This is a genomic window from Microbacterium sp. 4NA327F11, from assembly GCF_005503465.1.
GTDB lineage: Bacteria > Actinomycetota > Actinomycetes > Actinomycetales > Microbacteriaceae > Microbacterium > Microbacterium ginsengisoli.
This window is the reverse complement of sequence record NZ_SCOB01000009.1, coordinates 32,547-55,651: the sequence shown is the minus strand read 5'-3', so window position 1 is coordinate 55,651 and position 23,105 is coordinate 32,547. Positions and strand designations below refer to the sequence as shown.

Here is a 23,105-nt window from a genome sequence, read left to right as displayed (position 1 = left end):
CCTCGAGATCGGGTGCGCTCAGACGGCGGCGTTGGTGACCGCGACGGGCGCGTCGGCTGACGCGAGCAGGAAGTCTGCCGCCTTCTCGCCGATGACTGCGGCCGGAGCGTTGGTATTGCCGGTGGTGACCGTCGGGATGACCGACGCGTCGGCCACGGTGAGACCGGCGACGCCGCGCACGCGCAGCGTCGGATCGACCACGGCACGGTCGTCGGAGCCCATCCGGCACGTGCCGACCTGGTGGTGGTAGGTGATGACGTGCTCGCGGATGTAGGCGATCAGCGCATCGTCGCCGGCGCCGGGTGCAGGGTAGACGACCGCCGCCCCCCACGCGTCGGCGAGTGCGGGCTGCGCACCCACCTCGAGGCACTGGCGCACGCTGGCGAGGATGCTCGCGAGATCCCGCGGATCTTCCAGCACGTGCGGATCGATGCGGATGCCGGCAGGGTCCCCGGCGTCGGCGAGCGTGACCTCGCCACGGCTGTGGGTCGTCACGAGCCCGGCCATGAGCGTGAACCCGGTGCCCTCGAACGACATGTCGGGTTCGAGCATCGGCACGCTGAACGTGATCGGCTGGGTGTCGGGCACCTCGAGGGCGGGATCCGACTTCCAGAACCAATGACTCTGCGTGACCGAGCGATGGGGGGCGGGCGCCTCGACCGGCCGCTCGGTGCCGAAGATGACGGGCACCAGATAGTGGTCGTGGAGATTCTTGCCTACGGGAAGGTCGGCGACCAGCGGGATGCCGTGGTCGGCGAGCTGCTCGGCCGGGCCGATGCCGCTGCGCAGCAGCACCTCGGCCGAGCCGAACGTTCCCCCGGCCAGCACGATCTCATCCGCCGTCAGAACCTCGAGCTGACCGTCGAACTCGATCTCGAGCCCCGTGGCACGGCCGTCCGCCACGATGACCCGCCGCACGACGACCCCGGTGCGCACATCGAGCGTTCCGGCAGCGACGGCCGGGTGCGCGTAGGCGTCCCACGTGCTCACCCGGTCGCCGTCTTCGACCGTCACCTGCTGACGGGAGACACCCTCGATCGACCCCGAGTTGTAGTCGGGGTTGCGCTCGAGCCCCCACTCCACGGCGGCGTCGATGATCGACTCCTGAATCGGATGCATCGGCTGGTTTTCTTCGATCGGGAGCAACCCCTCTGTGCCGCGCGCGGGATCCGGCGCGCCGCGCCAGCCCTCGATGCGCCGGTAGACCGGTTCGACGTCCGCCCAGGCCCAGCCGGGGCATCCGTCTGCCGCCCAGCCATCGAAGTCGGACGGCAGGCAGCGCACCCAGATCGCGGCGTTCAGGGAATGGGACCCGCCGAGCACCCGCCCGCGCGGCAGATGGATGCGGCGGCCCGCCGCGTGCGCCTGCGGTGCCGTGTAGTAGTCCCAGTCACGCTCGGTGTGCCAGAGGTCGGGGATGTGACTGAGGTCCTGCACGAGCTCGGTGCGGTTGGAGGGGCCCGCCTCGACGATCAGCACCCGCTTGCCGGCGTCGGCGAGTCGGCGGGCGACGATCGATCCGGACGTCCCCGCGCCCACGACGATGTAGGGGTAGTGGGTCATGATTGCTCCTCTGCTTCGGTGAGTCGGTAGGCGGCCGCGAGCTGCTCGGGCTGATCACGCAGCGTCGCCGCGCTCTCACGGAGGGTGACCTCCCCCTGCGCGAGCACGACGGCCGAGGTCGCGAGATCGAGCGCGACATGGGTGAACTGCTCGATGAGAAGGATGCCGACGCCGCGCGCGGCGACGCTGCGCAGGACCGGTACGAGACGCGCGACGATCACCGGCGCCAGTCCGAGCGACATCTCGTCGATGACGAGGTATTCGGGGCGGGCGGCGAGCGCGCTTGCGAGCGCGAGCATCTGCTGCTGTCCGCCCGAGAGCGAGCCCGCCGCACGGTCGGCGAACCCGTGCATCTCGGGGAAGATGTCGAGCATCTCCTCGACGGCGGCACCGCGGTCGCGCCGCGGCAGGAGGAGAGCCGCGATCTTCAGGTTGTCGGCGACCGAGATGTCGGTGAAGACGCGGTGGCCCTCCTGCATGGTCGCGAGACCCGCCCGCCGCACCCGGTTCGGACGCAGCCCGCGGATCGCCCTGCCGTCGAGCTCGATGTCGCCGCGGATGTCGCGCAGCAGCCCCGCGACCGCCAGCACGAGCGAGGACTTCCCCGCCCCGTTCGCCCCGAGCAGCGCCGTCACCTCGCCGCGCGGGACGGTGAGATCGACACCGCGCACCACCTCGCGCCCGCCACGACGGATCGTGAGGTCGCGGATCGCCAGCTGCTCGCTCATGCCTTCTCCTCCTCGATACCGAGATACGCCTTGCGGACGTCGGGGGACGTGAGCACCTCGGCCGTTGACCCGGCCGCGATGCGGCGCCCGAAGTCGAGCACCGCGACGGTCGCGCACGCGGCACGCACGAGATCCATGTCGTGGTCGACGAGGAGGACCAGCGCGCCGGTCGTCGCCGGAATCCCGGTGATCACCCCGAGGAGCATCTCCGACTCGGCCGGATCGAGACCGGCGGCGGGCTCGTCGAGCAGCACGAGACGCGGCTCGCCGACGACGCAGCGGGCGATCTCGACGAGACGCCGTTCGAGGATCGTGAGGTCGCTCCCGAGCCGGTCCCGCCCATCCAGGCCCACGTAGTCGAGCGCGGCGTCGACCGACGCTCGGGTCGCGCCCGAGTTCTCCGCCGCGAGGAGGAGGTTCTCACGCACGGTCAACGACCGGATCACCTGCTCTTGCTGGAACGATCGGCGCAGCCCCCAGCGAGCGCGACGATGCCGCGGCACGGCCAGCAGCGACTCCCCGTCGAGGTGCACGCTCCCCTCCGCGGGGATGGCGAACCCGGAGAGCACGTTGAAGGTCGTGGTCTTGCCGGCACCGTTCGGTCCGATGATCCCGCAGACCCCGTCCTCGAACTCGAGGCTGACCGCGTCGAGCGGGGTGACGCCGCCGTAGCGCACGGTGACGCGATCGATGACGAGGCGGCTCATGCGGTCACCTCGCGTGCACGTGAGGCACGGCGCGGTGTTCGCCATCGACGCGCCAGCGCGGCGACCGAGCCGGCGATGCCGATCGGATTGGTCGTGATGGCCTGGATCGTGCCGAGGCCCAGGATGATGAACACGAGATCGCCGCTCACGCCCCACGCCTGGAGCAGCACGGGCACGCCGTAGAAGAAGATGCCGCCGATCACGGCGCCGCTCAGTGAGAACGTGCCGCCGATGAGCACCGTCGCGAACAGCAGCACGGACTGCTGCGCGCTGAAGGTCGTGCCGGTGGAGTCGAGCACCCCCGTGTTGGCCGCGAGGAGCGCCCCCGACAGACCGGTGATGAAGCTGGTGATCAGGAGGGCCAGAATGCGATAGCGCGTCACCGGGATACCGAGGGTGATGGCGCCCGCCTCACCCTGCCGGATCGCCGCCCAGGCGCGTCCCACCCGGGAGGACAGGAGCCACCAGACCGCGAGGAACACGACCGCGACGACCACCGCGACATACCGGAAGTAGGCATCGTCCGAGGCACCCCAGGTCGGCCGCGGCATGGTGTCGGGAACCGTGCCGGCGGGGAGACGCCCGAGGAGCCCGGTTCCGCCGTTCGGGAACCCGGTCGCCGTGATGACGACCTGGATGCCGCCCGCGATCATGAGGGTGACGATCGCGAGGGAGAGTCCCGAGAGCTTGAGAGCGGGAAGGCTCAGGAGCGTTCCGATGAGCGCCGTGACGACGGCCGCCGCCACCGCGACCAGCTCGAACGGCAGATCGGTCGCGTAGTAGAGGCGCAGCGTCACCCATCCGCCGACAGCGACGAGGGCGATCTGCATGAGCGACACGAGTCCGAGGCGCCCGTAGAGGATGCCGGCGGCGAGGGCGGCGAGCGAGTAGATCGCGCATGCGGTGAGCGCGAAGAGGCCGGACCCCTGGCCGATACCGGGGAGGAACGGGATGACCACCGCCAGCGCGAGGCCCACGAGGAGGCCGATCGCGCCGACACGGGTGTTTCGGCGGGCGAGGAAGGACATCATGAGCGCACCACTCCGATGGTCAGCACGCGACGTCGGCCGATGAGGATGACGACGGTGGCGATGAGGAAGGGGACGATCGTCGCGTAGGCGGTGATCGGCTCCCACGCCGACGCGAGGGTCTGCAGGACACCGATCACGAGTCCGCCGACCAGCGTGAGCCACAGTGAGGAGAAGCGTCCGATCACGACGGCCGCGAGCTCGGGGATGATGAGGAAGGTCAGGAAGGCGGGCTCCAGGCGGGTCTGGTTGGCGAGCAGGATGCCGGAGGCTCCGGCGATCGCGCCCGACAGCGCCCAGGCGACGTTCTCGACGAGTCGCACGTTCGTGCCGACGACCGAGGCGAGCTCGCGGTCGCTGGCGAGCGCTCGCATCGACATGCCGATGCTCGTGTAGCGGAAGGCCAGCACCGTGGCGACGACGACGAGCACGGCGAGCAGGAGGCAGATGATCTGCGTGAGGTTCACGCGGGTGCCGCCGACGTTGATCGCGATCGAGCTGGTGTCGAGCCGCAGAGTGCGGGCCTTGTCGTTCCAGGTGAACAGCAGCACGCCGATGATGACGAGGGCGAAACCGAGGGTGGCGATCGCCTTGCGCAGCTCGTCGATGCGCGCGAGATAGGGGCCGGCGAGCAGCCCGAACAGCAGGGCGGCCGCAGCCGCGATCAGGATGCACACGGCGATCCCGATCGCGGGCTGCAGACGTCCTTGGGTGGGAATCAGCTGCCACAGCAGCATCGCGGCCAACGCACCGATGGCGCCGTGGGCGAAGTTGAGGACGCCGGTCGTGCGGTAGAGCACGAGCACCCCGACTCCGGACAGGGCGTACACCGAACCGATCACGAGGCCGGCGACGAGGAAGGGCAGCAGATTCATGGTGTGATCAGTTCCCCGTCAGAAGACCCTGGGACTGCTCGGCCTGTTCGATCGAGTTCAGTTCGGGGTCCGTCACGTTCTGGCAGCCTTCGAGCTCCTGCCACTCGCCGTTGACGAGCTTTGCCATGCGGGTCGCGTGGTTGGCGTGATGCTGGTCGGCGACGCCGTAGTACCACGGGGCGCACAGGAGGTCGGAGGAGAAGCCCTTGATTCCGAGGAGCGCCTGCGAGACGGTGTCGCGGGTGATCTTCGACGGATCCGGGAACTGCTTGATGAGGGTGTCGGTGAAGATCTTGGCGGCGAGGAAGCCGGCCTGGCTGAACGTGTCGCGCGGCGCGTCGGCGGCCGCGTACTTGTCCATCACGGCCTTCCAGAGGGTCTGGTCGGCGCCGGTCGTGGTCGTGACGAGCTGCAGCTCGGAGTTGGCGACGAAGCCGTCCCAGTACTGGCCGATCTGTTGCCCGAACTGCTTGTCGTAGCAGGATGCCGTGCACGACCACTGGATCGACCCCTTCGCGTCCTGCTGCTCGGCCGCGGTGAGGATCGACGCGGTGATCGGCGCCGGGTCCGCGATGACGAGGCTCGTCGCGCCGCTCGAGGAGATCTGGCTCACGAGCGGAAGCCAGTTGCTCTCGTTCGGGTCGGAGAGCACATTGCCGACGAGGTCGATACCCTTCGACTTCGCGTAGGCCGAGATTCCGGATGCCACCCAGTCGCCGTTGCCCGGGGTGTTGATGCCGATCGCGAAGAACTTGCCGGCCTGCCCGGCGCGCTCGAAGTACTGCAGCGTGGCGAGGGCGGAGATGCGGGGTCCGGCGTTGACGGGCGCGAGGTTCGACGACGAGAAGCAGGACTGCGGAACCCCGACGCCGAGGATCGAGTAGAGCCCCGCCGCTTTGTAGGCGTCGTTCTGCTGCTGGCAGCCGACGAACGAGGCGTCGCCCACCGAGGCCACGATCGAGGAGTCGGACGCATAGCCGGTCGCGATCTGCGCCGTCTTGGTGGGGTCGAGGGCGTCGTCTCCGACCTGGTAGGAGATCGGGCGGCCGTTGATCCCGCCGTTGTCGTTGATGCAGTCGAAGTAGGCCTTGGCCGAATTCGGGGAGGACGAGAAGTCGACGCCGCCGGATTCGGTGGCGATGGCGACGACCTTGATCGGGGTTCCGGTGGCCTTCTGGCCGTTGCCGAGGCCGCACGCGGCCGCCCCGGCGGCCGCCGAGCCGCCGGATGTGGGGGACGCAGAGGTGTCGGCAACACATCCCGCGAGAGCGATGACAGCTGTTGTCGCCGCTACCGCGAGCAGTGCCCGCATGGTGCGATTCATGGGTGTACTCCTTCGTACGAGATGCGACGCGAGGGACAGCTGCGTCGCGGACAGCCTCGCAATACCGGCGCGGGGGCCGTTGAACGGCGAGGCACCCGCATTGCACGTGCGTGCACAACGTCTTCCAGGCGCCGTAGCCGCGACGTCGTCGGTCATATACGATGCAGACCACGCGGTCACCGGCGACCGCGACTCGTTGGAGGTAACCCCGAATGCTCCACGCCACCCCGAGCCCGCTCCACCACATCGACTCGTTCACGGCCTTCCGTGAGAACGTGCGCGATACGTTCGTCCCCCTGCAGGTTTCCAGTCGGCGCCCGCACCATTTCCACGCCGCGGCGCGCAGCGCCGAGCTGCGCGACCTGAAGATCGTCGAGATCGCCGCCGATCCGCATGTGGTCGAGCGCACACGCCGCCTCGTCGCCGAGTCGGAGTCCGAACCGAGCTACAAGGTGAGCCTGATGGTCGAAGGCTCCGGCTTCATCTGCCAGGACGGCCGCGACGTCGTGCTGTCACCGGGCGACATCGCCGTCTATGACACGACTCGTCCGTACACGCTCGCGTTCGACGACTCATCGATCCGCACGATCGTCGCCATGTTCCCCAAGCGGCTCGTCGACCTGTCCGACGATCGCATCGCCCGGCTGACGGCGACTGCGCTGGGCAAGGACGACCACCTGGGGAGCATGGTCGGCGGCGTGCTCCTGCAACTGGCCGGGCGACTCGAGGCGGTCAGCACCGCGACAGGCTGGCGATTGGCGCGCAATGCGGTCGACCTCGTCAACATCCTGCTGCGAGACTCGCTGCCGGCGACGGAGGGCGCTGGCGGCGAACGGCTGATCGATCGGATCTACTCGTACATCGACGCAGTGCTCGAAGACCCGGGCGTCACGCCGTCGCTCATCGCGGACGCCCATTTCATCTCGGTGCGCTATCTGCATTCGCTGTTCCAGTCCGAGGGGATGAGCGTCGGCTCCTACATCCGGCTGCGCCGCATCGAGCGATGCCGCGACGAACTCGCCGACCCGGACTTCGCGGACATGACCGTGACGGCGATCGCCGCCCGCTGGTCGTTCGCCGACGTGGCCCATTTCTCGCGCACGTTCAAGTCTGTCTACGGCGAGACCCCGTCCGAGTTCCGGTCCCGGATGACCCGCCGCTGACGTCGCCCCCGGGAGGGGCACACTGCGCGCCGATTCAACATCTGCGCGCTCCGACGCAACCGCCCCGCGTCCGGGCACGCGAGCCTTCACACAGCGGCACGACGATGCGCCGCGGGGAAGGACACTCGCATGAACGACGCGACCGGCACGGCGACGCAGGTCCTGTTCGTCGCTCCCGGCCTGATCGACACGGTCACCGGCCCGGCACCCGTGCCCGCGGCATCCGATGTCGTGGTCGCCGTCGACCGCGTCGGCATCTGCGGAACCGATCTGCACCTGCTCGACGGCGAGATCGGTGACCCGTTCCCGCTGGTGCCCGGTCACGAGTTCGTCGGAACGGTGATCTCGATCGGCACCGAGGCGGCCCGCCCGGGGTTGCGCGTCGGTGATCGCGTCGTGGTGGAGATGCTGCTGGCCTGCGGGCGGTGCGCGCGATGCCGCGAGGGTCGGCGCAACCTCTGTGAGCGGGACGATCCCGCGGTCTCACCTGCGGCGGGGCGCCAGATGGGCGTGAACATCCCCCGCACGCTCTCGCCCTTCACCGGCGGCTACGGCACCCACCTGGTGGTTCCCCCTGAGGGCGTCATCCACGTGCTTCCGCCCACACTCCAGAACGACGTCGCGGTGCTCACCGAGCCTCTCGCGGTCGCGGTGCGGGCGGTCGAGCGCGGTCGCGTCGGCCTCGGCGACGACGTCGTGATCATCGGCCCGGGCCCGATCGGTCTGCTCGTCGCAGCGGTGGCGTCGGCGGCCGGCGCCCGGCACGTCATCGTCGTCGGCGGTCGCCCCGAGCGGCGGGTGCTCGCACGCTCGTTCGGCGCGACGGACACCCTCGCAGAGCGCGGGGCCGAGCTCCACTCGCGGATTCGCCACCTGCTCCCCGGCGGTCCGGACGTGGTCATCGAGTGCGCCGGGAATCCCACGGCGCAGCAGGACGCGATCCGTCTGGTCCGGCGCGGCGGTCGGGTTGTGCTCGCCGGCGCATGTGGCGGCGGCGCGGCGCTCACGATCGCACCGGATGAGGACCTCCTCACCCGGGAGATCGACATCCTGCCGTCGTTCCTTGCCGCGGGGGGCTATGAACGCGCCATCACACTGCTCGATCAGGCGCGATTCCCGTTCGCCTCGCTCATCACCCACATCTTCCCGCTCGATGAGGCGAGCACCGCGCTCGCCGCCGTTCGCGGTCGTACGGAGGGGCTGATCAAGGCCGTACTCCTCATCCCCTCCCCCTCACCCACTCTCACCGGAGGTCACTGATGTCCCATTCCGAGAACGTCACCGTCTCGCGCACGACCCACGATGCCGACCAGGGCACGTGGAAGTCATACGACGACTTCGCGACCGGAATCGACACTTATCGGATGCCGCAGGCCGACCTCGCCGGACGATCGATCGCCTGGGAGTTCGACGGCGGCATCGGTCTCGCCGTGGACGTCCTGGCCGATGGCACCGCCCGGTGGCGGTCGGCAGCCCTTCTGAGCGCACCGGATGGCACGGTGGACCCGTACGACGCCGTGCGTGTGCGCGACGACGTGGTGTTCTTCAACCTGCCCCTCGCGTCGCGGTCTCAGGACGCGATCACGGTGTTCTGGTCGGAGACGACCGGTCGCGCACTGATCATCCACTCCGTGATCGGCGAGCCGCGACCGGGAATGCCGCAGGTGCAGCAGACGATCGCCGCGGGGCGTGTCGTCGGACAAGATGTGACGGGGGTGAAGCCCGCGCCCTCTCGTGACCTGATCGGTTTCCGCGAGCTCGTGCGCTACAGCCCTGTGCACCTGTACGAGCACGTGTTCCTCTCGAGCGAACGCTACTGCTGGCAGTGCCTCCACGGCGAGCAGCGCGGGCACGGCGACGTCGACATGTCGACGGTGTGGAAGTTCGACGACTCCGGCCTCTACCTGTTCACGTTCCGCGAGTTCGTGATCCCGGTCGCGAGCGTCTGGCTGCACGACCTGGGCTACGCCTTGCGAACGACGGGGATCTTCCTCGGCACCGCACCCGACGGCGGCGCCGATCACCGGCGCGCGGGCGGCCACATCTATCCGCTCGGCAACGTCGTGTACCCCGACGTCCAGCCCGTCTGACCCACCGAAAGGACACCGCCATGACTCGCGCTCATGACATCATCACGCGCCACTACGAGGCGAGCGCCGGCGGCGATCTCGCCGGGATGCTCGCGCCGATCGAGGCCGACACCACGTGGACCGAGGCGGCCGGATTCCCACGCGCGGGGACGTACATCGGCCCCGATGCCGTGCGCGTCAACGTCTTCGAAGCCCTCGCCCGCGATTTCGACGGCTATCGCTTCGACCTCGATGAGCTCGTCGATGCCGGCGATGTCCAGATCGGCATCGGCACCTACTCGGGTACCTTCCGCCAGACCGGGCGCCCGTTCACCGCGCGGGTCGCGCACGTCTGGCGACTGGCATCCGACCGGGTGGTCAGCTTCGAGCAGATCGTCGACAGCGCGCAGGTTCGGACAGCGATGACGCCATGAGCGCACCCGCCCGTCCCGCCTCGGCGAGCATCCCCCCGATCGGACTGGCGGTCGCGGGTGTGCGGGGCAGCGGCGGCATCCATATCGTCTCAGCGGCGATCGACGACGGCTTCCGCCTGATCGTCACCGACCCTGACTACGACAACGACGGCACGGTCGGCGCGGCGATTGCCGCGGCAGCCGTCCCGCGTGATCTCGTCACGGTCGCGACCCGGCTGCCCGCGAGTCGCACGAGCGCGAACGAGGCGACGAAATTCGTCGAGGAGTTCCTTCTACGCACCCAGCTGGAGCACATCGATCTCATGCTGGTGCCGTGGATCGGGGCGGCGCGCTCGGTGGCGGCCTGGCACTCGCTCGCGAAGGCCCGGGTGCGAGGCCTCGTCAGCCGCGTGGGTGTCGCGGGGTTCGGCGCGGCGGAGAGTGACGCCCTTCTCGAGGCGACCGGAGAACTGCCGGCCGTCGACAAGATCGTCGTGCACCCGCTCGCTCCCCAGCGCGAGTTGCGGCGCGACCTCGATGGCCGAGGCGTCAGGGTGCTCGCTGCGCATCCGACGGGCCTCGGAGACGGGGTGCTGCGGCATCCGGTGCTCGTGCGCGCCGCACGCGAGGAGGGTCTCACCCCGGCGCAGCTGGCGATCGCCTGGTCGGCGGCTCGGGGGATGATCCCGCTGCCGACGGCGAGATTCCCGGCCCGGCAACGCGAGAACCTCGCCGCGCTCGATCGACCGCTGGCGGAGTCGACGCTCGCCGTCATCGACCGCGTGTGCCCCGACGGCCCGTCGCGGATCGAGACAATCGCCGGGTGAGCTGCGCCGGGGTAGTCGCGTAGTGAGGGTTCGCATCGCAACCTCGCTGGTGGACCCGCCGCAGCGCGCGAGGTATGCGGCATCCCTATGGCGGATGCCGCGGCCCCGCGTCAGCCGCCGAGAGCCGTGATGACGGCGAGCGAGTCCATGTAGTCGCGCCAGCCGACGATGCGCCGATCGACGAGGGTGACGACGGAGCAGAACCGATTGTCGTACGCGCGGCCCGCGACCGTGCGTCCGTGCACCTCGTATTCGAGCGTCACGACGCCACGGTCGGCGTCGTGCGCGACCTGCAGCCCGTCGGCCCGCTCGATCTGCATGTCGTAGCCGGCGAACCAGTCCATGTAGGCCGCGCGCCCGCGGATCACAGGCCCGAACCCGGCGAAGACGTAACGGAACTCGAACTCGGCGTCCTCCGCCACGGCGTCCCAGAAGTGCTCACCGTCGACGAGATCACCCAGCCCCTCCCGCACGATCGCGTAGAACGGCTCGGCGTTCGGCCGGAACGCAGGGTGCGAGCGGTCGACGGGTTCGGGGTGGAGCGGCAGGGTCATGCGGACCTCGTTTCGGCGGTGCCCCTGCTGGGACGCTACTTGAATTCTGGCCAGGATGTGTTGAAGATACACAATCTGATCAAGAAAGCCCGGTCAGAGCATGTTTCTCGGGACCCGACGACGACGTCTGCTCGCGGACCGAGACGGCTCACGAAGGCCGTGAACGAGGAGATTGCTCGGCTCTACGTGGCCGGGATGCGTCCAGTGCAGATCGCCCGCGAGGTTGGCACCACAGAGTGGACCGTGCATCATCGGCTGAACCGAATGGGCATAGAACGTCGCCCGACCGGCCTCTCCCCCAACCATGTGCGTGAAGCATCGCGACTGTACGAGGAGGGTGAGTCGATCCGGCAGATCCGGCTGAAGATCGGGTTCAGTGACAAGACGATCAAGAAGGCTCTCCTCGAAGCGGGTGTCGATGTACGGGACGGGAGGCGGAATCACTAACGGAGTCTCTTCGTCCGCTTCGTCTTCGTACCCCCTCGCGATCCGCATACACGGCCGATCAAGGCCCGCAACCAAACCGTCCGGATTGATACGTGGATCGATCTCGACTGCCGAGAAGCATGCACGCGAAGTCCTATTCGCGGGAAGCCGAGGTCTGGAAATGAACGGGACGAGAGATCAATGAGCGCGGCGTGGTAGCCTGCCTCGAGCCGAGTCACGGCTCCTCTTGCGTCCCGCCAGTTCCGCCTCGATGTGGAGAAGCAGAACCTCTGACGCCCCGCCGACTCGGTGACGTTACTCCTCCGCTCGCGCTTCTTTTGCGTCTCATGCAGTCACGCGCCCCCCCTAGATCGACATGCACCCCCACACATCTGCCCCCGACCATCGCATCGTCTGGCGTCAAGCCGCGGACGACGTGCACGTCGCCACCGACGCCGGAGAGTACGCCGGCTTCGTCGCTGCGACACCGGACGGCTTCGAGGCTTTCGGCGCTCTCGGAGAGGACCTCGGCCTGCATCCAGCCCGGCGCATCGCTCTCGCGACGGTGGCCACGCATGTCGAGCACTCTCAGGGAACGACCATCCAGCCAAAGGTTCTCGCAGCCCCTCGGCCCCGGTCGCGCCCCACGCGTCCGTTCCGCGCACGCCGGAACGGCACACCCGGTCGCTCACACGGCCCCCGCACAAGAAGGAAGAACACGATGGCCACTGGCACCGTGAAATGGTTCAACTCCGAGAAGGGCTACGGCTTCATCGCCCCAGATGACGGCTCCGCCGACCTGTTCGCGCACTTCAGCGCGATCACAGGCGGGGGGTTCAAGGATCTCCGTGAGGATCAGAAGGTCGAGTTCGACGCGGAGCGCGGGCCCAAGGGCATGCAGGCAGCGAACATCCGCGCGCTCTGAGCCCGCAGGTCTCGCGCCCGGGGCATCGAGCCGGTCGCACGAGCGCGAGACGTTCCACACGACGCCCGAGCGAACCCGAGAAGCATGTTGCCTGTCCAGCGCCTGGGAGGTCTCGATGCATTCCGGTGCTGCCATGCGCACTGGCGTAGCCTGTGAGGAGCGATCGGCACCCGCCCTTGGCTTAGCCAGGCCCGAAGCGGTCACGATCGAAACCAGGTGTTCTCATCTCTTCCACCGCTCTGGAGCCGCGGCTCGGACCCATCCGGCAGACCTACGCGGGGACGACGGAGTTCCCGCCGTTGACCCGCGCATACACAGAAGTCGCACAAGTCGTCCGAGAGACCGGGCTGATGCGCCGTTCCCCGTGGTTCTACCTCACCGTGGCGGCTGCTCTCGCCCTCGGCTTTGGTGGCGTGGTGACCGGCTTCATCCTGCTCGGAGACAGCTGGTTCCAGCTGCTGATGGCCGGCGCGCTCGGGATCCTGTTCACCCAGGTCGCGTTCCTGTCGCATGAGGCCGCGCACCGGCAGATCCTCTCCTCCGGTCCGGCGAACGACCGTTTGGCGCGGGTCCTGGGCAACGGTGTGGTCGGGATGAGCTACTCGTGGTGGTCAAACAAGCACACCCGCCACCACGCGAACCCGAACCGTGTCGGCAAAGACCCCGACATCGAGATCGACACGATCTCGTTCCTCGACGTCGACGCCGCCTCCGCGCGAGGCATCCGCCGTTTCATCACCCGCCGGCAGGGCTGGTTGTTCTTCCCGCTACTCACACTGGAAGGGCTGAACCTCCACTACCTCGCATTCCGCCACTTGCTCGGCCGCGAGACGGTCAAAGAGCGCTGGCTCGAATTGAGTCTGCTCGCCGCCCGGTTCGCCGTGTTCGTCGTTCCCGTGTTCGTGTTCCTGCCCGTGGGGATGGCGTTCGCGTTCCTCGGCGTGCAGCTCGCGATCTTCGGCATCTACATGGGAGCAGCGTTCGCACCCAACCATAAGGGGATGCCCGTCATCGCCCCCAACGCGAAACTGGACTTCTTCAGCAAGCAGGTCCGCACCTCACGGAACATCGGCGGAGGCTGGTGGGCGACCTGGCTCATGGGCGGACTGAACTACCAGATCGAGCACCACCTGTTCCCCAGCATGTCCCGGCCCCACCTCGCCAAGGCGCGTGAGATCGTCCGTGACCAGTGCGACCGTCTCAATGTCCCCTACGCGGAGACGACGTTGTGGCGGTCATACGGCATCGTGATCGCCTACCTGAACCGGGTCGGGCTCGCCGCACGCGACCCGTTCGACTGCCCCCTCACAGCCCAGTACCGGCCCGTCTAGACGCGAAGGTCAGGCTGCGGGAGCCTGCGAAGCGATGTGCGTGGGCTTCTCCGACCGGGCCCGCTGCTCCACATCCCTGGTCGCCGTCTCCGGCGACGACGGAGAACCGTGCCAATGCGCCGCTCGCGCCGAGTCCCACTCCGAGGTGGCCGGTTCCCTATTCAATGTCATCATCCGACAGTAGACCCCCAACATGCGAGCCGACACAGGTACACCACGGGACCCGTCAAAAAGGGAGAGTGGCGCCCGACCGGCTTCCGGACGTCGCCCTGCTCCGCCTAAACGAATCCCGGCAGATCGCTACGCGTCGGGCCTGGTATCGGATTGGGGCTAGCGGTTGCCTCACATGGCGCGGTTCATCGGCGCATCAGTGGTCGTGGCCGTCGCAGTCGTGGTGTTCACGTGGACCGCCACCGCGAACGAGTCGGTCGCCAGCGAGTCCACTCAGTGAGGCGTCCGACATGATGAGCGCAGCCGAAGCGCTCAATGGCGTGGATTCGGATTGCAGCAACCCTCTCAACGTGTCGACTCAGTGCCCCTGGAGGGACTCGAACCCCCAACCGTTTCCTTAGGACGGAACTGCTCTTCCATTGAGCTACAGAGGCTGGCCCTCCGAGTCTAGCGGCGCCTCACCCGCCGGATTCGGATGCCGCGGCCCCCTGTGCGGCCGCGACGACGCCTTCCACGCTCTGCTCCAGGAACGCCACGATCTGCTCGACCGGGGTGCCGGTGCCGAGGGCGAGGTCGAGGAGCACTTCCTGGGCGAACACGACCCAGGAGTGGAGGGCGACCCGCAGCATCCGGGTGTCGCGATAGCCGAGCTCGCCGTAGACCTCCAGCAGGCGGGCGGCCTGCGCATCGCGGGCTTCGTCGACCACCCGGCTCGCCTCGGCGTCGCGGCTCGACGACCCGCGCACCAGGGAGGCGAAGACGCCGCTGTGCTCGCGCACGAACATGACGATGCGGGTGAGGGTGTCGTGCAGGCGCTCCCGCGGGGCGAGGTCGCGGCGCGGGGTGGTCGCGTGCAGCATGCCGTCGCGGGCGAGGGTGACGACGTCGCGGTGCAGGCCCTGCTTCGAGCCGAAGTAGTGGAAGACGAGGCCGCGGGAGACGCCGGCCTGCTCCGAGAGCACCTCGATGGTCAGCTCGTCGAGGGGGCGCGTGGCGAGGAATGCCACACCGAGGGCGGTGAGCTGCTCCCGTCGCTCCTCGGGCGTCAACCGCGTACGACGCACCCCGACCATGGCTATGACCATACTGTCGACACCTCCCCTCCTCCGGGCGTGGCATCGGCGTCGCACCCGGACTGTGAGGACTTTCTCACCAACGCGTCCACCTTATTGACAATTAGTCAATGGTGTCTATCATCGTGTCAGAACCACCCGCAGCACAGCCGCTGCACCCCGCAGCAATGACGCTGCACCTCACCCCCCGGAGGACACAATGAAGTTCCGCAACATCGCGCGCTCGCGCGCAGGACGTATCGCCATCGTCGCCGTCCCGGTCGCCGTCGTCACCTCGGTGCTCGCCGGCGGCGTCGCCCAGGGACAGGTGCCCGTCTCGTTCTCGGTCTCGGGCAGCTCGTTCCAGATCTCCGCCACCGAGCTCGCCGGCACTGGCTTCTCCCAGTACTCGGGCGTCGCCACCGACGCGAAGGGCGGCCAGCACAGCGTCGCGATCGCCAACATCAAGTCGGCGTCGCTCACGGCGCTCTGCCAGGCCGTCATCACCGACACCCCGCTCGGCAAGGTGGGCCTGCTGGTCACCGCCGGCGGCGAGGGCACCCCTGCCACCGCGACCGACCTGCAGATCGGCATGACCGACCTCAAGGGCGACTCGTCGTTCGGCAACATCCGCATCGGCGTCGACGCCTCGCAGGTGAACACGAACGCGAAGGGCACGGCGGGCGAGTTCGCCCAGGACGCCGACACCATCACGATCAAGAACCTGCAGCAGATCGCGTGGAGCACCCAGGCGGGCGTCTTCAACCTCGCCAACATGCACGTGCAGATCACCGACGGGTCGAAGGGCTGCTTCTGAGCAGCCCCATGACCACCGTTCCTCGAACCCGATCGGAGGCTGCTGCCATGTCCACTCGACGTGCCCGCTTCGCCGCCTGGTCCCGCCGGCGACCCCTCGTCGGCGCGATCCTCATCGCTGTCGGCGGCGTGGAGATGTTCTTCTCCGGTCAGCTCGACCTCGGCAACATCCAGGTGCAGCTCGGCTTCTCGGGGCTGCAGGCGACCATCATCCCGGTCGCCCTGGTGCTGTTGGGCGTGCTGATCGTCGCGATGCCCATGCATCGCATCTTCTACGGTGTGATCGCTCTGGCGATCTCGATCTACTCACTCGTCGGCGTCAACCTCGGCGGCTTCATCATCGGGATGGTGGTCTCCACCGTCGGTGGCGTGATCGCCGTGTCATGGGTGCCCGCCGACGGTGAGCGTCGCCTGCGCCGCCGCGAGGCGAAGCGGGCCGCCCGTCACTCCGAGGAGGCTGCGGCGGAGGAGGGCGATGCGGACGGCGCCACCGCCGATCTGACGATCGACGAGATCACGGCGGCGAGCCCATCATGATCCGCCATCGCCTTGCCATCGCGGCCGCCGCGGTGGTCGGATGCCTCGTGGTCGGCGCCGCGACCGTCGGTGCCGCCCGCTCCCCCGAGGCCCCGACCGGCCTGTGCATCCCACTGCTGATGAACTGCAGCACGCCGACGCCGACGCCGACGCCGACGCCGACGCCGACCCCGTCGCCGTCGCAGACCTCGGGTAGCTTGCTGCCGGGTCTGCCGTCACTGCCGGGTCTCGGCGGCGGATCCACCTCACCGACGACGCCGACCTCCCCGGGCACACCCACCACCCCGACGCAGACCAACGCGTCATGGGGACAGGCGATCTACGACCAGGGCGCACCGACCCTCACGAAGTACCCGGCGCAGCTGGGCGCGCAGGGTCTCTCGTTCACGGGGCTCAAGGGCATCGCACTCGTCACGGTGCGCACGGTCGACGGCACGCTCGAGCCGGCCATCCGCATCAGCGCCGACTCGGTGACGGTGCAGGGCTTTTCGCTCACGGTGCGCCAGTTCACCGGCCCGTCGCTCGCGACCACCGCCGACAGCATGACGCTCAGCGGCGACGCCCAGGTCTACCTGAGCTCACTGACGGCCGTGCTGCCGACGGGTCAGGCCATCACGATCGGGCAGGACACGCCGCCCCCGGCCGACGGCATCGCCTCGCTGCTGCGGGTGACGTTCGGTCTGCTGGGCGCCACGGCGCACAACATCACCTACCCCAACACCCACCAGTCGTTGACCGACGGCTGAGTCGCCCCGGGAGGGACGCGAGGGGGCGGATGCCGCGGCATCCGCCCCCTCGTGGTGTCACCGGAAGTCGCGGGACCGATGCTCGACGCCGACTCTCAGGTCTTCGAAACGGTCGGCGAGAATGTTCGCGACGCCCTCGGGCGACCGTTCGAGCATGCCCCGCACGATGAGGGCGGGAGCGTCGCGCGCGAGCGTGCGGTGACGGTTCCAGACGCCGACCGAGCAGATGACGTTGACGAGGCCGTGCTCGTCCTCGAGGTTGAGGAAGGTCACCCCCGACGCTGTCGCGGGACGCTGCCGGTGGGTCACGAGCCCCGCCACCTCGACCCGGCGACCGTCTTCGTGGGTGCGCAGCTCGGCGGAGGTGAGCACTCCGCGCGCGTCGAGTCCGGAACGGTAGTGGGTCATCGGGTGGTCGTCGGTCGAGATGCCCGTCGCCCACAGGTCGGCGGCGAGCGTCTCGTAGCTCGACGGGTCGGAGAACAGCGGCGGCTGCACGGCGACGATCGAGTCGGGCAGGTACTCGGGGCGATCCTGCGCGGCGGCGCCCGCACTCCACAGGGCGTCGCGCCGCGACATCCCGAAGCAGGCGAACACGTCGGCGGTGGCGAGTGCCTCGACCTGCGCCTCGGTGATGCTCGTGCGGCGCACCAGGTCGCGCATGTCGCGGAACAGCCCCCCGGCGTCGCGGGCGGCCACGATGCGCCCGGCGACGTCGGCGCCGATCCCGCGGATCGCCGCGAGCCCGAGCCGCACCGCGAACCCGCCGTCGCGACGGTGGGCGGCGCTCTCATCGGGGGCCGCCGGGTCGAAGGGCGCCACCGGCGGCTGGTCGCGGTGGGCGCACACGGGGCGCCCGGTCGGCGCGGGACGCGCGGCCGGTGCGGCGGGCACGCGATCGTCGGCGGGTGCGGGGCGGGGCGCGGCATCCGCCCCGGTGTCACCCGGGGGCGAGGCATCCGCCCCGGCGAGCGGCTCGAGCCCTGCCTCGACGCCCGAGAGCTGCAGGTCGGGCTTACGCACCTCGACGCCATGACGCCGGGCGTCGGCGGTGAGGGTCGCAGGCGAGTAGAACCCCATCGGCTGGGCGCGCAGCAGCCCGGCGAGGAACGCCCCCGGGTAGTGCAGCTTGATCCACGAGCTGGCGTAGACCAGCAGCCCGAACGACAGCGAGTGCGACTCGGCGAACCCGAAGTTCGCGAACGCCTGGATCTTCGCGTAGATCGCATCGGCATCGTCGCCCACGAGCCCGTGCTCGGCCATGCCGGCGTAGAGCTTCTCCCGCAGCGAGTCGATGCGCTCGAGACCCCGCTTCGACCCCATCGCCCGCCGCATGAGGTCGGCGTCCTCGCCGGTGAGCCCGCCGACGGCCATGGCCATCTGCATGAGCTGCTCCTGGAAGATCGGGATCCCGAGCGTGCGCGCGAGCACCGGCTCGAGCTTCGGGTGCGGGTAGGTCACTTTCTCGCGGCCCAGCTTGCGGCGCACGAACGGATGCACCGCCCCGCCCTGGATCGGCCCCGGCCGGATGAGCGCGATCTCGACGACGAGGTCGTAGAACGAGCGCGGCTGCAGCCGCGGGAGCAGCCCCATCTGCGCCCGCGACTCCACCTGGAACACTCCGATCGAGTCGGCCCGGCACAGCATGTCGTAGACCGCCGCCTCTTCTTTCGGCAGGGTCGCGAGCGTCCACTCCTCCCCCGTCGAGGCGCGGATCAGATCGAAGCAGTACTGCAGGGCCGCGAGCATGCCGAGCCCCAGCAGGTCGAACTTGACGAGCCCCATCCACGCGGCGTCGTCCTTGTCCCACTGGATGACGGTGCGCCCCGGCATCCGCGCATGCTCGATCGGCACGACCTCGCCCACCGGACGGTCGGTGAGCACCATGCCGCCCGAGTGGATGCCGAGATGGCGCGGCGCCTTCAGCAGCGCCGAGGCGTACTCGATGACCTGATCGGGGATGTCGTGCCCCTCCCCACTGTCGAGCGACGCACCCCACCGCTCGACCTGCTTCGACCAGGCGTCCTGCTGCCCCGGCGAGTAGCCGAGGGCGCGGGCCATGTCGCGCACCGCGTTCTTCGGCCGGTACTGGATGACGTTCGCGACCTGGGCGGCGTTGTGACGCCCGTAGGTGGAGTAGACCCACTGGATGATCTCCTCGCGCCGATCGGAGTCGAAGTCGACGTCGATGTCGGGCTCCTCGTCGCGCAGGCTCGACAGGAACCGTTCGAACGGCAGCCGGTAGAAGATCGCGTCGACGGCGGTGATGCCGAGCAGATAGCAGACGGCGCTGTTGGCCGCGGAGCCGCGACCCTGGCAGAGGATGCCGCGGCGACGCGCCTCCTGCACAATGCCGTGCACGATGAGGAAGTAGCCCGGGAAGTCCTTCCGCTCGATGACCGCCAGCTCGTTCTCGATGCGGCGGCGGTCGTCGTCGCCGAGCCGGGGATAGATGACGGGCACCGCATCCCACACCAGCTGCCGCAGCCACGACATGGGGGTGTGCCCGGGCGGCACCGGCAGCTTCGGCAGCGCCGGCTTCGCGCGACGCAGCGGGAACGCCAGCTCGTCGGCGAGCACGACCGAGCGGGCGACCGCACCGGGGTACCGGGCGAACCGGGTCGCCATCTCGGCGCCCGACCGCAGGAACGCGCCGCCGTGCGCCGGCAGCCAGCCGTCGAGCTCGTCCATGCTGCGATTCGCCCGCACCGCCGCGACGGCGGCCGCGAGGGTGCGGGTGCGAGGGTCGGCGTAGTGCACGTTGCCGGTCGCGACCGTCGCGAGCGACCGGTCGGCGGCGAGCGCGGCGAGCAGGTCGTTGTCGGCGCTGTCGCGCACCCCGCCCTGGTCGAGCAGCTCGACGACGACCTGGTCGGCGCCGAACAGGTCGACCAGCGCGTCGAGGGCGTCGGCCGCCGCCCGCGCACCGCCCGCGGCGAGTGCGGAGCGCACGGCGCCCTTGCGGCATCCGGTCAGAATCGTCCAGGCGCCGTCCGCCTGCTCGGCCAGGGTCGGCAGGTCGTAGACGGGCTTGCCCTTCTCGGCCCCGATGAGCTGACCATGGGTGAGGGCGGCGGCGAGCCGGTGGTAGCCCTCCTGTCCGCGCGCGAGCACCAGCAGGTGGGTGCCCTCGGGGTCGGCGCGACCGTTCTGCACCGCGGTGAGCTCGAGCGACAGCTCGGCCCCGAACACGGTGCGCACGCTGCGCTGCTCGGCGGCCTCGGCGAACCGCACGATGCCGTAGAAGCCGTCGTGGTCGGTGATCGCCAGCGCGTGCAGCCCCAGCCGCTCCGCCTCCTCGACGAGCTCCTCGGGCGATGAGGCGCCGTCGAGGAAGGAGTAGGAGGAGTGCGCGTGCAGCTCGGCGTAGGGCACGACCGTCTCAGGCCGCTCGATCGGCGGGGCGACGTAGGGTCCGCGCTTGTGCGACCAGGCCGGGCTGTCACCGCCGTCGGCGCCGGGCGGGGTGCCGCGGGGGCGCCGCCGGTCGCTCAGCGCCCGCTCGAGCTCCGACCATGGCACGGCCGGGTTGTGCCAGCCCATCAGTCGTACCGCCCCTCGACCGACCAGACCCCCGCCTCGCACACCAGCAGCCACGCGCTCTGGCGGGCGTCGACGATCTGGAACCGGTGCGCGATGCGGCGGCGTGCGGCATCCCATTCGCGTTCGATCACCGGCCACGGCCCCGCCCACGACGTCACTCCGAGTCGGCGCCCCTCGACCGTGAGCTGGTGGGGAACGGCGGAGAGGATGCCGCGCTCGTCGACGCCGACCGTCTCACCGTCGACGTCGACGACGGCCGCCGCCCGCTCGGGACGATAGACCGTCGCCGGCAGCGGCGAGGGCAGCGACCCCGGCCAGGGGCGCCCCCGTTCACGGGCGAGCACCACCCGGTCGCCCCACGGCACGAGCACCTCGCGCTCGGCGAGCCAGCGCCCGCCGCCGAGCGTCGGGGTGAGCACGCCGCGGTGGCCGAGCATGGCCTGCACGCGCGAGAGCGCGTGGTGCACCCGTTCGTCGGGACCCGAGCCGAACCCGGCGAGGCGCGGCGCATGGTGGGAGGCCTGTTCGACGGCGGCGGGCTCGAGCCGCACGAGCGCGACCCCGCTCGCGAGGGCGTCGTCTTCGGCGAGCTGCCAGCGCACCCGGTCGATGACCGCCGCGGCGTCGAACGACCCCGGGTGCAGCCACACCCGCTCGCCGTGCTCGCCGCGGTCGCCGGTGAGCGCGACCCGCAGCTCGGTGCAGACGAGACGCTGGTCGTCGAGGCGGGCGATGAACGCGTCGGCGGTGCGGCGCAGCGCGAAGCCGACCTGCTCGGCGATCTCGAGCGGCGGGTCGAAGGCGATCTCGGCGTGCAGCTCGGCGGGCGGTGTGCGCGGCTGCACGACCCGGGAGTCGAGCCCGGCGGCGAGCGCGTGCAGCCTCTCGCCGACGGGACCGAGGCGTGCCGCGACCCGCTCGACCTCGAGCGCGGCGAACTCTCCGAGCGTGTGCACCCCGAGGCGTGCGAGCAGGTGCACGATCTCGGCGCCCGTGTCGGCGGCGTCGGCGAGCACCGTCGCGGGCAGCGGGGCGAGGAAGGCGGCGGCGGCCCCGGCGGCGACCACCCGCACCGGGTCGCGCGCCGTGGTCGCCGCGCGGGCCGCCCGCTCAGCGGTGAAGGGACCGTCGGCGACCCCGGCGCGCACGTCGGCGACGCCCGCCTCACCGAGGGCCGCGCGCAGCACCTGCGCGGCCCGTTCCTCGCCCTCGTAGTAGCGTGCGGGGCCCCGGGCGCGCAGCGCGCACAGCCCCGCCCGCACGATCTGCACTCCGGGGGCGAGCTGCTCGACGCGGCTCACGAGGGGCAGGAACAGCCGGTTGTCGCGGGCGTCGTCGGCGGCGACCACCCGCAGCGCGGGGCACCGCGCCTGGGCGTCGCGCCGTTTCATCCCCCGACGCACCCCGTCGGCGCGGGCCGCCGCCGAGCAGGCGACGACGAGGTTGCCGGCGACGATCGCGACGGCCCCTTCCTCCCCGGGCGGAGTGCCCTCCTCGCGGGCGAGCGCGGCGACGGGCCAGTCGGGGACCCACAGGACGAGGCTGCGCGCGGGGGCCGCCATCATCCCACCGCCCGCAGCAGCGGCACCGCCGCCGGCTCCCGCTCTGCGACCACCCCGTCGGGTGCGGCCACCGCCCGTTCGGGCGCGATGCCGGCGAGCGCGCCGGCGGGGTCGGGCAGCAACAGCCGCGCCCGCCGCGGCACGCCCGCCTGCCGGGTCTGCACCGACACGGTGAGCGCACGCGAGCGCAGATAGCCGTCACCGGCACCGAGCCCGCTCCACTCGGGGGATTCGAGACCGATGGATGCCGCGGCCTGCGGCCACACCCCCTGCACGAGCAGCACCGCGTTGCGTTCGCGCAGCCGGGCGCCGAACCGCGACGCGTCGGCGTCGGACACCCTCCCGATAGGACGCACCGCGACGACCGGCAGCACGTCGGCGAGGGTGGCCGCGACGGCGAGCCAGCGGGGCCCCGGATCGGGCACGAGCACGAGTCGCGACAGGTCGACGCCGAGGTCGGATGCCGCCTCCGCCCCCAATTCGGGAACCCCCACCACCGCGCACCATGACCCTGTCTGCGAGGGCGCGGCCAGCAGGGAGAGCAGGAGTGAGGTGGAGGGGCCGAGCGCATAGGCTGCGCCGGCACGGAGTCCGCCGCCGGGCAGGAGCCCGGCGAGGGCGGAATGCGTGGGCAGGATCGGGGCGTCGAGCGAGCGACCCTGCATGCGGTCGAGTTGCGCGCGGAGCCGCAGCACCTCGGCGGCGGCGTCTTCTCGCACGATGACCTTCACTCCGACAGATTAGA

General features: G+C 70.1%; 22 protein-coding genes and 1 tRNA gene. 11 read left to right on the top strand and 12 right to left on the bottom strand.

Annotated elements, in window-relative coordinates; genetic code table 11:
• Positions 1-18: 18 nt before the first annotated feature.
• Genes FFS51_RS07660 through FFS51_RS07635 form a run of 6 tightly spaced genes read right to left on the bottom strand, consistent with a single transcriptional unit; the run spans position 19 to position 6,225 of the window.
• Positions 19-1,563 carry a GMC family oxidoreductase gene (locus FFS51_RS07660; protein ID WP_137877979.1) on the bottom strand — a complete coding sequence of 515 codons (1,545 nt, stop codon included), beginning with the start codon at positions 1,561-1,563 and terminating at the stop codon, positions 19-21.
• Positions 1,560-2,291, bottom strand: a complete 732-nt coding sequence (locus FFS51_RS07655; protein ID WP_045248587.1) for an ABC transporter ATP-binding protein — start codon at positions 2,289-2,291, stop codon at positions 1,560-1,562. The genes FFS51_RS07660 and FFS51_RS07655 overlap by 4 nt, the downstream gene beginning before the upstream one ends.
• Positions 2,288-2,998: an ABC transporter ATP-binding protein gene (locus FFS51_RS07650; RefSeq protein ID WP_045248586.1), complete on the bottom strand. Its 711-nt coding sequence runs from the start codon at positions 2,996-2,998 to the stop codon at positions 2,288-2,290. Before FFS51_RS07650 ends, FFS51_RS07655 begins: the two co-directional genes overlap by 4 nt.
• A complete protein-coding gene (locus FFS51_RS07645; RefSeq protein ID WP_137877978.1) occupies positions 2,995-4,029 on the bottom strand; it encodes a branched-chain amino acid ABC transporter permease in 1,035 nt (344 codons plus the stop codon). The genes FFS51_RS07650 and FFS51_RS07645 overlap by 4 nt, the downstream gene beginning before the upstream one ends.
• Positions 4,026-4,901, bottom strand: a complete 876-nt coding sequence (locus tag FFS51_RS07640) for a branched-chain amino acid ABC transporter permease (protein ID WP_137877977.1) — start codon at positions 4,899-4,901, stop codon at positions 4,026-4,028. Before FFS51_RS07640 ends, FFS51_RS07645 begins: the two co-directional genes overlap by 4 nt.
• A gap of 7 nt (positions 4,902-4,908) precedes the next feature.
• Positions 4,909-6,225: an ABC transporter substrate-binding protein gene (locus tag FFS51_RS07635; protein ID WP_171006139.1), complete on the bottom strand. Its 1,317-nt coding sequence runs from the start codon at positions 6,223-6,225 to the stop codon at positions 4,909-4,911.
• Between the two features lie 212 nt (positions 6,226-6,437).
• On the opposite strand from FFS51_RS07635, the gene FFS51_RS07630 reads away from it, so the two are divergent.
• The 5 genes from FFS51_RS07630 (at position 6,438) to FFS51_RS07610 (ending at position 10,697) form a co-directional block, all read left to right on the top strand.
• Positions 6,438-7,388 (top strand): AraC-like ligand-binding domain-containing protein, encoded by a 951-nt coding sequence (locus FFS51_RS07630; RefSeq protein WP_137877975.1) that lies wholly within the window; start codon positions 6,438-6,440, stop codon positions 7,386-7,388.
• A gap of 129 nt (positions 7,389-7,517) precedes the next feature.
• Positions 7,518-8,648, top strand: a complete 1,131-nt coding sequence (locus tag FFS51_RS07625) for a zinc-dependent alcohol dehydrogenase (protein ID WP_137877974.1) — start codon at positions 7,518-7,520, stop codon at positions 8,646-8,648.
• The gene (locus FFS51_RS07620) at positions 8,648-9,478 is read left to right on the top strand and encodes a MoaF C-terminal domain-containing protein (protein WP_137877973.1); all 831 of its coding nucleotides are present in this window, start codon (positions 8,648-8,650) and stop codon (positions 9,476-9,478) included. The genes FFS51_RS07625 and FFS51_RS07620 overlap by 1 nt, the downstream gene beginning before the upstream one ends.
• A 20-nt stretch (positions 9,479-9,498) precedes the next feature.
• Complete coding sequence (locus FFS51_RS07615) at positions 9,499-9,891, top strand: nuclear transport factor 2 family protein (RefSeq protein ID WP_137877972.1); 393 nt, start codon at positions 9,499-9,501, stop codon at positions 9,889-9,891.
• Positions 9,888-10,697: an aldo/keto reductase gene (locus tag FFS51_RS07610; RefSeq protein ID WP_137877971.1), complete on the top strand. Its 810-nt coding sequence runs from the start codon at positions 9,888-9,890 to the stop codon at positions 10,695-10,697. Before FFS51_RS07615 ends, FFS51_RS07610 begins: the two co-directional genes overlap by 4 nt.
• A gap of 110 nt (positions 10,698-10,807) precedes the next feature.
• Here FFS51_RS07610 and FFS51_RS07605 read toward each other — a convergent pair whose 3' ends face one another.
• On the bottom strand, positions 10,808-11,251 hold the full coding sequence (locus tag FFS51_RS07605) for a nuclear transport factor 2 family protein (protein WP_137877970.1): 444 nt from the start codon (positions 11,249-11,251) through the stop codon (positions 10,808-10,810).
• Between the two features lie 159 nt (positions 11,252-11,410).
• Here FFS51_RS07605 and FFS51_RS14830 point away from each other — a divergent pair, with 159 nt between their 5' ends.
• From FFS51_RS14830 to FFS51_RS07590, 3 genes are all read left to right on the top strand, one after another.
• Positions 11,411-11,698 (top strand): hypothetical protein, encoded by a 288-nt coding sequence (locus FFS51_RS14830; RefSeq protein WP_137877969.1) that lies wholly within the window; start codon positions 11,411-11,413, stop codon positions 11,696-11,698.
• 700 nt (positions 11,699-12,398) lie between these two features.
• Complete coding sequence (locus FFS51_RS07595; RefSeq protein ID WP_137877968.1) at positions 12,399-12,602, top strand: cold-shock protein; 204 nt, start codon at positions 12,399-12,401, stop codon at positions 12,600-12,602.
• Positions 12,603-12,826: 224 nt separating this feature from the next.
• On the top strand, positions 12,827-13,933 hold the full coding sequence (locus FFS51_RS07590) for a fatty acid desaturase family protein (RefSeq protein ID WP_137877967.1): 1,107 nt from the start codon (positions 12,827-12,829) through the stop codon (positions 13,931-13,933).
• Positions 13,934-14,466: 533 nt separating this feature from the next.
• Here FFS51_RS07590 and FFS51_RS07585 read toward each other — a convergent pair.
• Positions 14,467-14,538, bottom strand: a tRNA-Arg gene (locus FFS51_RS07585).
• Between the two features lie 24 nt (positions 14,539-14,562).
• Positions 14,563-15,189, bottom strand: a complete 627-nt coding sequence (locus FFS51_RS07580; protein WP_048809431.1) for a TetR/AcrR family transcriptional regulator — start codon at positions 15,187-15,189, stop codon at positions 14,563-14,565.
• 187 nt (positions 15,190-15,376) lie between these two features.
• Between FFS51_RS07580 and FFS51_RS07575 the strand changes: the two genes are divergently transcribed.
• The 3 genes from FFS51_RS07575 to FFS51_RS07565 are packed head-to-tail and all read left to right on the top strand — an operon-like array spanning position 15,377 to position 17,255.
• Positions 15,377-15,973, top strand: a complete 597-nt coding sequence (locus FFS51_RS07575) for a DUF6230 family protein (RefSeq protein WP_045246099.1) — start codon at positions 15,377-15,379, stop codon at positions 15,971-15,973.
• Between the two features lie 47 nt (positions 15,974-16,020).
• Positions 16,021-16,509 carry a DUF6114 domain-containing protein gene (locus tag FFS51_RS07570; protein ID WP_181004989.1) on the top strand — a complete coding sequence of 163 codons (489 nt, stop codon included), beginning with the start codon at positions 16,021-16,023 and terminating at the stop codon, positions 16,507-16,509.
• Positions 16,506-17,255 carry a hypothetical protein gene (locus FFS51_RS07565; protein ID WP_137877966.1) on the top strand — a complete coding sequence of 250 codons (750 nt, stop codon included), beginning with the start codon at positions 16,506-16,508 and terminating at the stop codon, positions 17,253-17,255. Before FFS51_RS07570 ends, FFS51_RS07565 begins: the two co-directional genes overlap by 4 nt.
• Positions 17,256-17,312: 57 nt before the next feature.
• Here FFS51_RS07565 and FFS51_RS07560 read toward each other — a convergent pair whose 3' ends face one another.
• Genes FFS51_RS07560 through imuA' form a run of 3 tightly spaced genes read right to left on the bottom strand, consistent with a single transcriptional unit; the run spans position 17,313 to position 23,091 of the window.
• The gene (locus tag FFS51_RS07560) at positions 17,313-20,798 is read right to left on the bottom strand and encodes an error-prone DNA polymerase (protein ID WP_137877965.1); all 3,486 of its coding nucleotides are present in this window, start codon (positions 20,796-20,798) and stop codon (positions 17,313-17,315) included.
• Entirely contained in the window at positions 20,798-22,360 is a 1,563-nt protein-coding gene (locus tag FFS51_RS07555; RefSeq protein WP_137878030.1) for a DNA polymerase Y family protein, read from the bottom strand. The genes FFS51_RS07560 and FFS51_RS07555 overlap by 1 nt, the downstream gene beginning before the upstream one ends.
• The gene (gene imuA', locus FFS51_RS07550; protein WP_212742792.1) at positions 22,360-23,091 is read right to left on the bottom strand and encodes a DnaE2-dependent mutagenesis accessory factor ImuA'; all 732 of its coding nucleotides are present in this window, start codon (positions 23,089-23,091) and stop codon (positions 22,360-22,362) included. The genes FFS51_RS07555 and imuA' overlap by 1 nt, the downstream gene beginning before the upstream one ends.
• Positions 23,092-23,105: the final 14 nt, after the last annotated feature.

Excerpts from the sequence above, each read along its gene's own strand:
- FFS51_RS07615 (WP_137877972.1), top strand. The coding sequence starts at position 9,499 with ATGACTCGCGCTCATGACATCATCACGCGCCACTACGAGGCGAGCGCC.
- FFS51_RS07620 (WP_137877973.1), top strand. The coding sequence starts at position 8,648 with ATGTCCCATTCCGAGAACGTCACCGTCTCGCGCACGACCCACGATGCC.
- FFS51_RS07610 (WP_137877971.1), top strand. The coding sequence starts at position 9,888 with ATGAGCGCACCCGCCCGTCCCGCCTCGGCGAGCATCCCCCCGATCGGA.
- FFS51_RS07575 (WP_045246099.1), top strand. The coding sequence starts at position 15,377 with ATGAAGTTCCGCAACATCGCGCGCTCGCGCGCAGGACGTATCGCCATC.
- FFS51_RS07635 (WP_171006139.1), bottom strand. The coding sequence starts at position 6,225 with ATGAATCGCACCATGCGGGCACTGCTCGCGGTAGCGGCGACAACAGCT.
- FFS51_RS07625 (WP_137877974.1), top strand. The coding sequence starts at position 7,518 with ATGAACGACGCGACCGGCACGGCGACGCAGGTCCTGTTCGTCGCTCCC.
- FFS51_RS07640 (WP_137877977.1), bottom strand. The coding sequence starts at position 4,901 with ATGAATCTGCTGCCCTTCCTCGTCGCCGGCCTCGTGATCGGTTCGGTG.
- FFS51_RS07655 (WP_045248587.1), bottom strand. The coding sequence starts at position 2,291 with ATGAGCGAGCAGCTGGCGATCCGCGACCTCACGATCCGTCGTGGCGGG.
- FFS51_RS07580 (WP_048809431.1), bottom strand. The coding sequence starts at position 15,189 with ATGGTCATAGCCATGGTCGGGGTGCGTCGTACGCGGTTGACGCCCGAG.
- FFS51_RS07630 (WP_137877975.1), top strand. The coding sequence starts at position 6,438 with ATGCTCCACGCCACCCCGAGCCCGCTCCACCACATCGACTCGTTCACG.
- FFS51_RS07560 (WP_137877965.1), bottom strand. The coding sequence starts at position 20,798 with ATGGGCTGGCACAACCCGGCCGTGCCATGGTCGGAGCTCGAGCGGGCG.
- FFS51_RS07555 (WP_137878030.1), bottom strand. The coding sequence starts at position 22,360 with ATGGCGGCCCCCGCGCGCAGCCTCGTCCTGTGGGTCCCCGACTGGCCC.
- FFS51_RS07660 (WP_137877979.1), bottom strand. The coding sequence starts at position 1,563 with ATGACCCACTACCCCTACATCGTCGTGGGCGCGGGGACGTCCGGATCG.
- FFS51_RS07605 (WP_137877970.1), bottom strand. The coding sequence starts at position 11,251 with ATGACCCTGCCGCTCCACCCCGAACCCGTCGACCGCTCGCACCCTGCG.
- FFS51_RS07595 (WP_137877968.1), top strand. The coding sequence starts at position 12,399 with ATGGCCACTGGCACCGTGAAATGGTTCAACTCCGAGAAGGGCTACGGC.
- FFS51_RS07650 (WP_045248586.1), bottom strand. The coding sequence starts at position 2,998 with ATGAGCCGCCTCGTCATCGATCGCGTCACCGTGCGCTACGGCGGCGTC.
- FFS51_RS07565 (WP_137877966.1), top strand. The coding sequence starts at position 16,506 with ATGATCCGCCATCGCCTTGCCATCGCGGCCGCCGCGGTGGTCGGATGC.
- FFS51_RS07645 (WP_137877978.1), bottom strand. The coding sequence starts at position 4,029 with ATGATGTCCTTCCTCGCCCGCCGAAACACCCGTGTCGGCGCGATCGGC.
- FFS51_RS07570 (WP_181004989.1), top strand. The coding sequence starts at position 16,021 with ATGTCCACTCGACGTGCCCGCTTCGCCGCCTGGTCCCGCCGGCGACCC.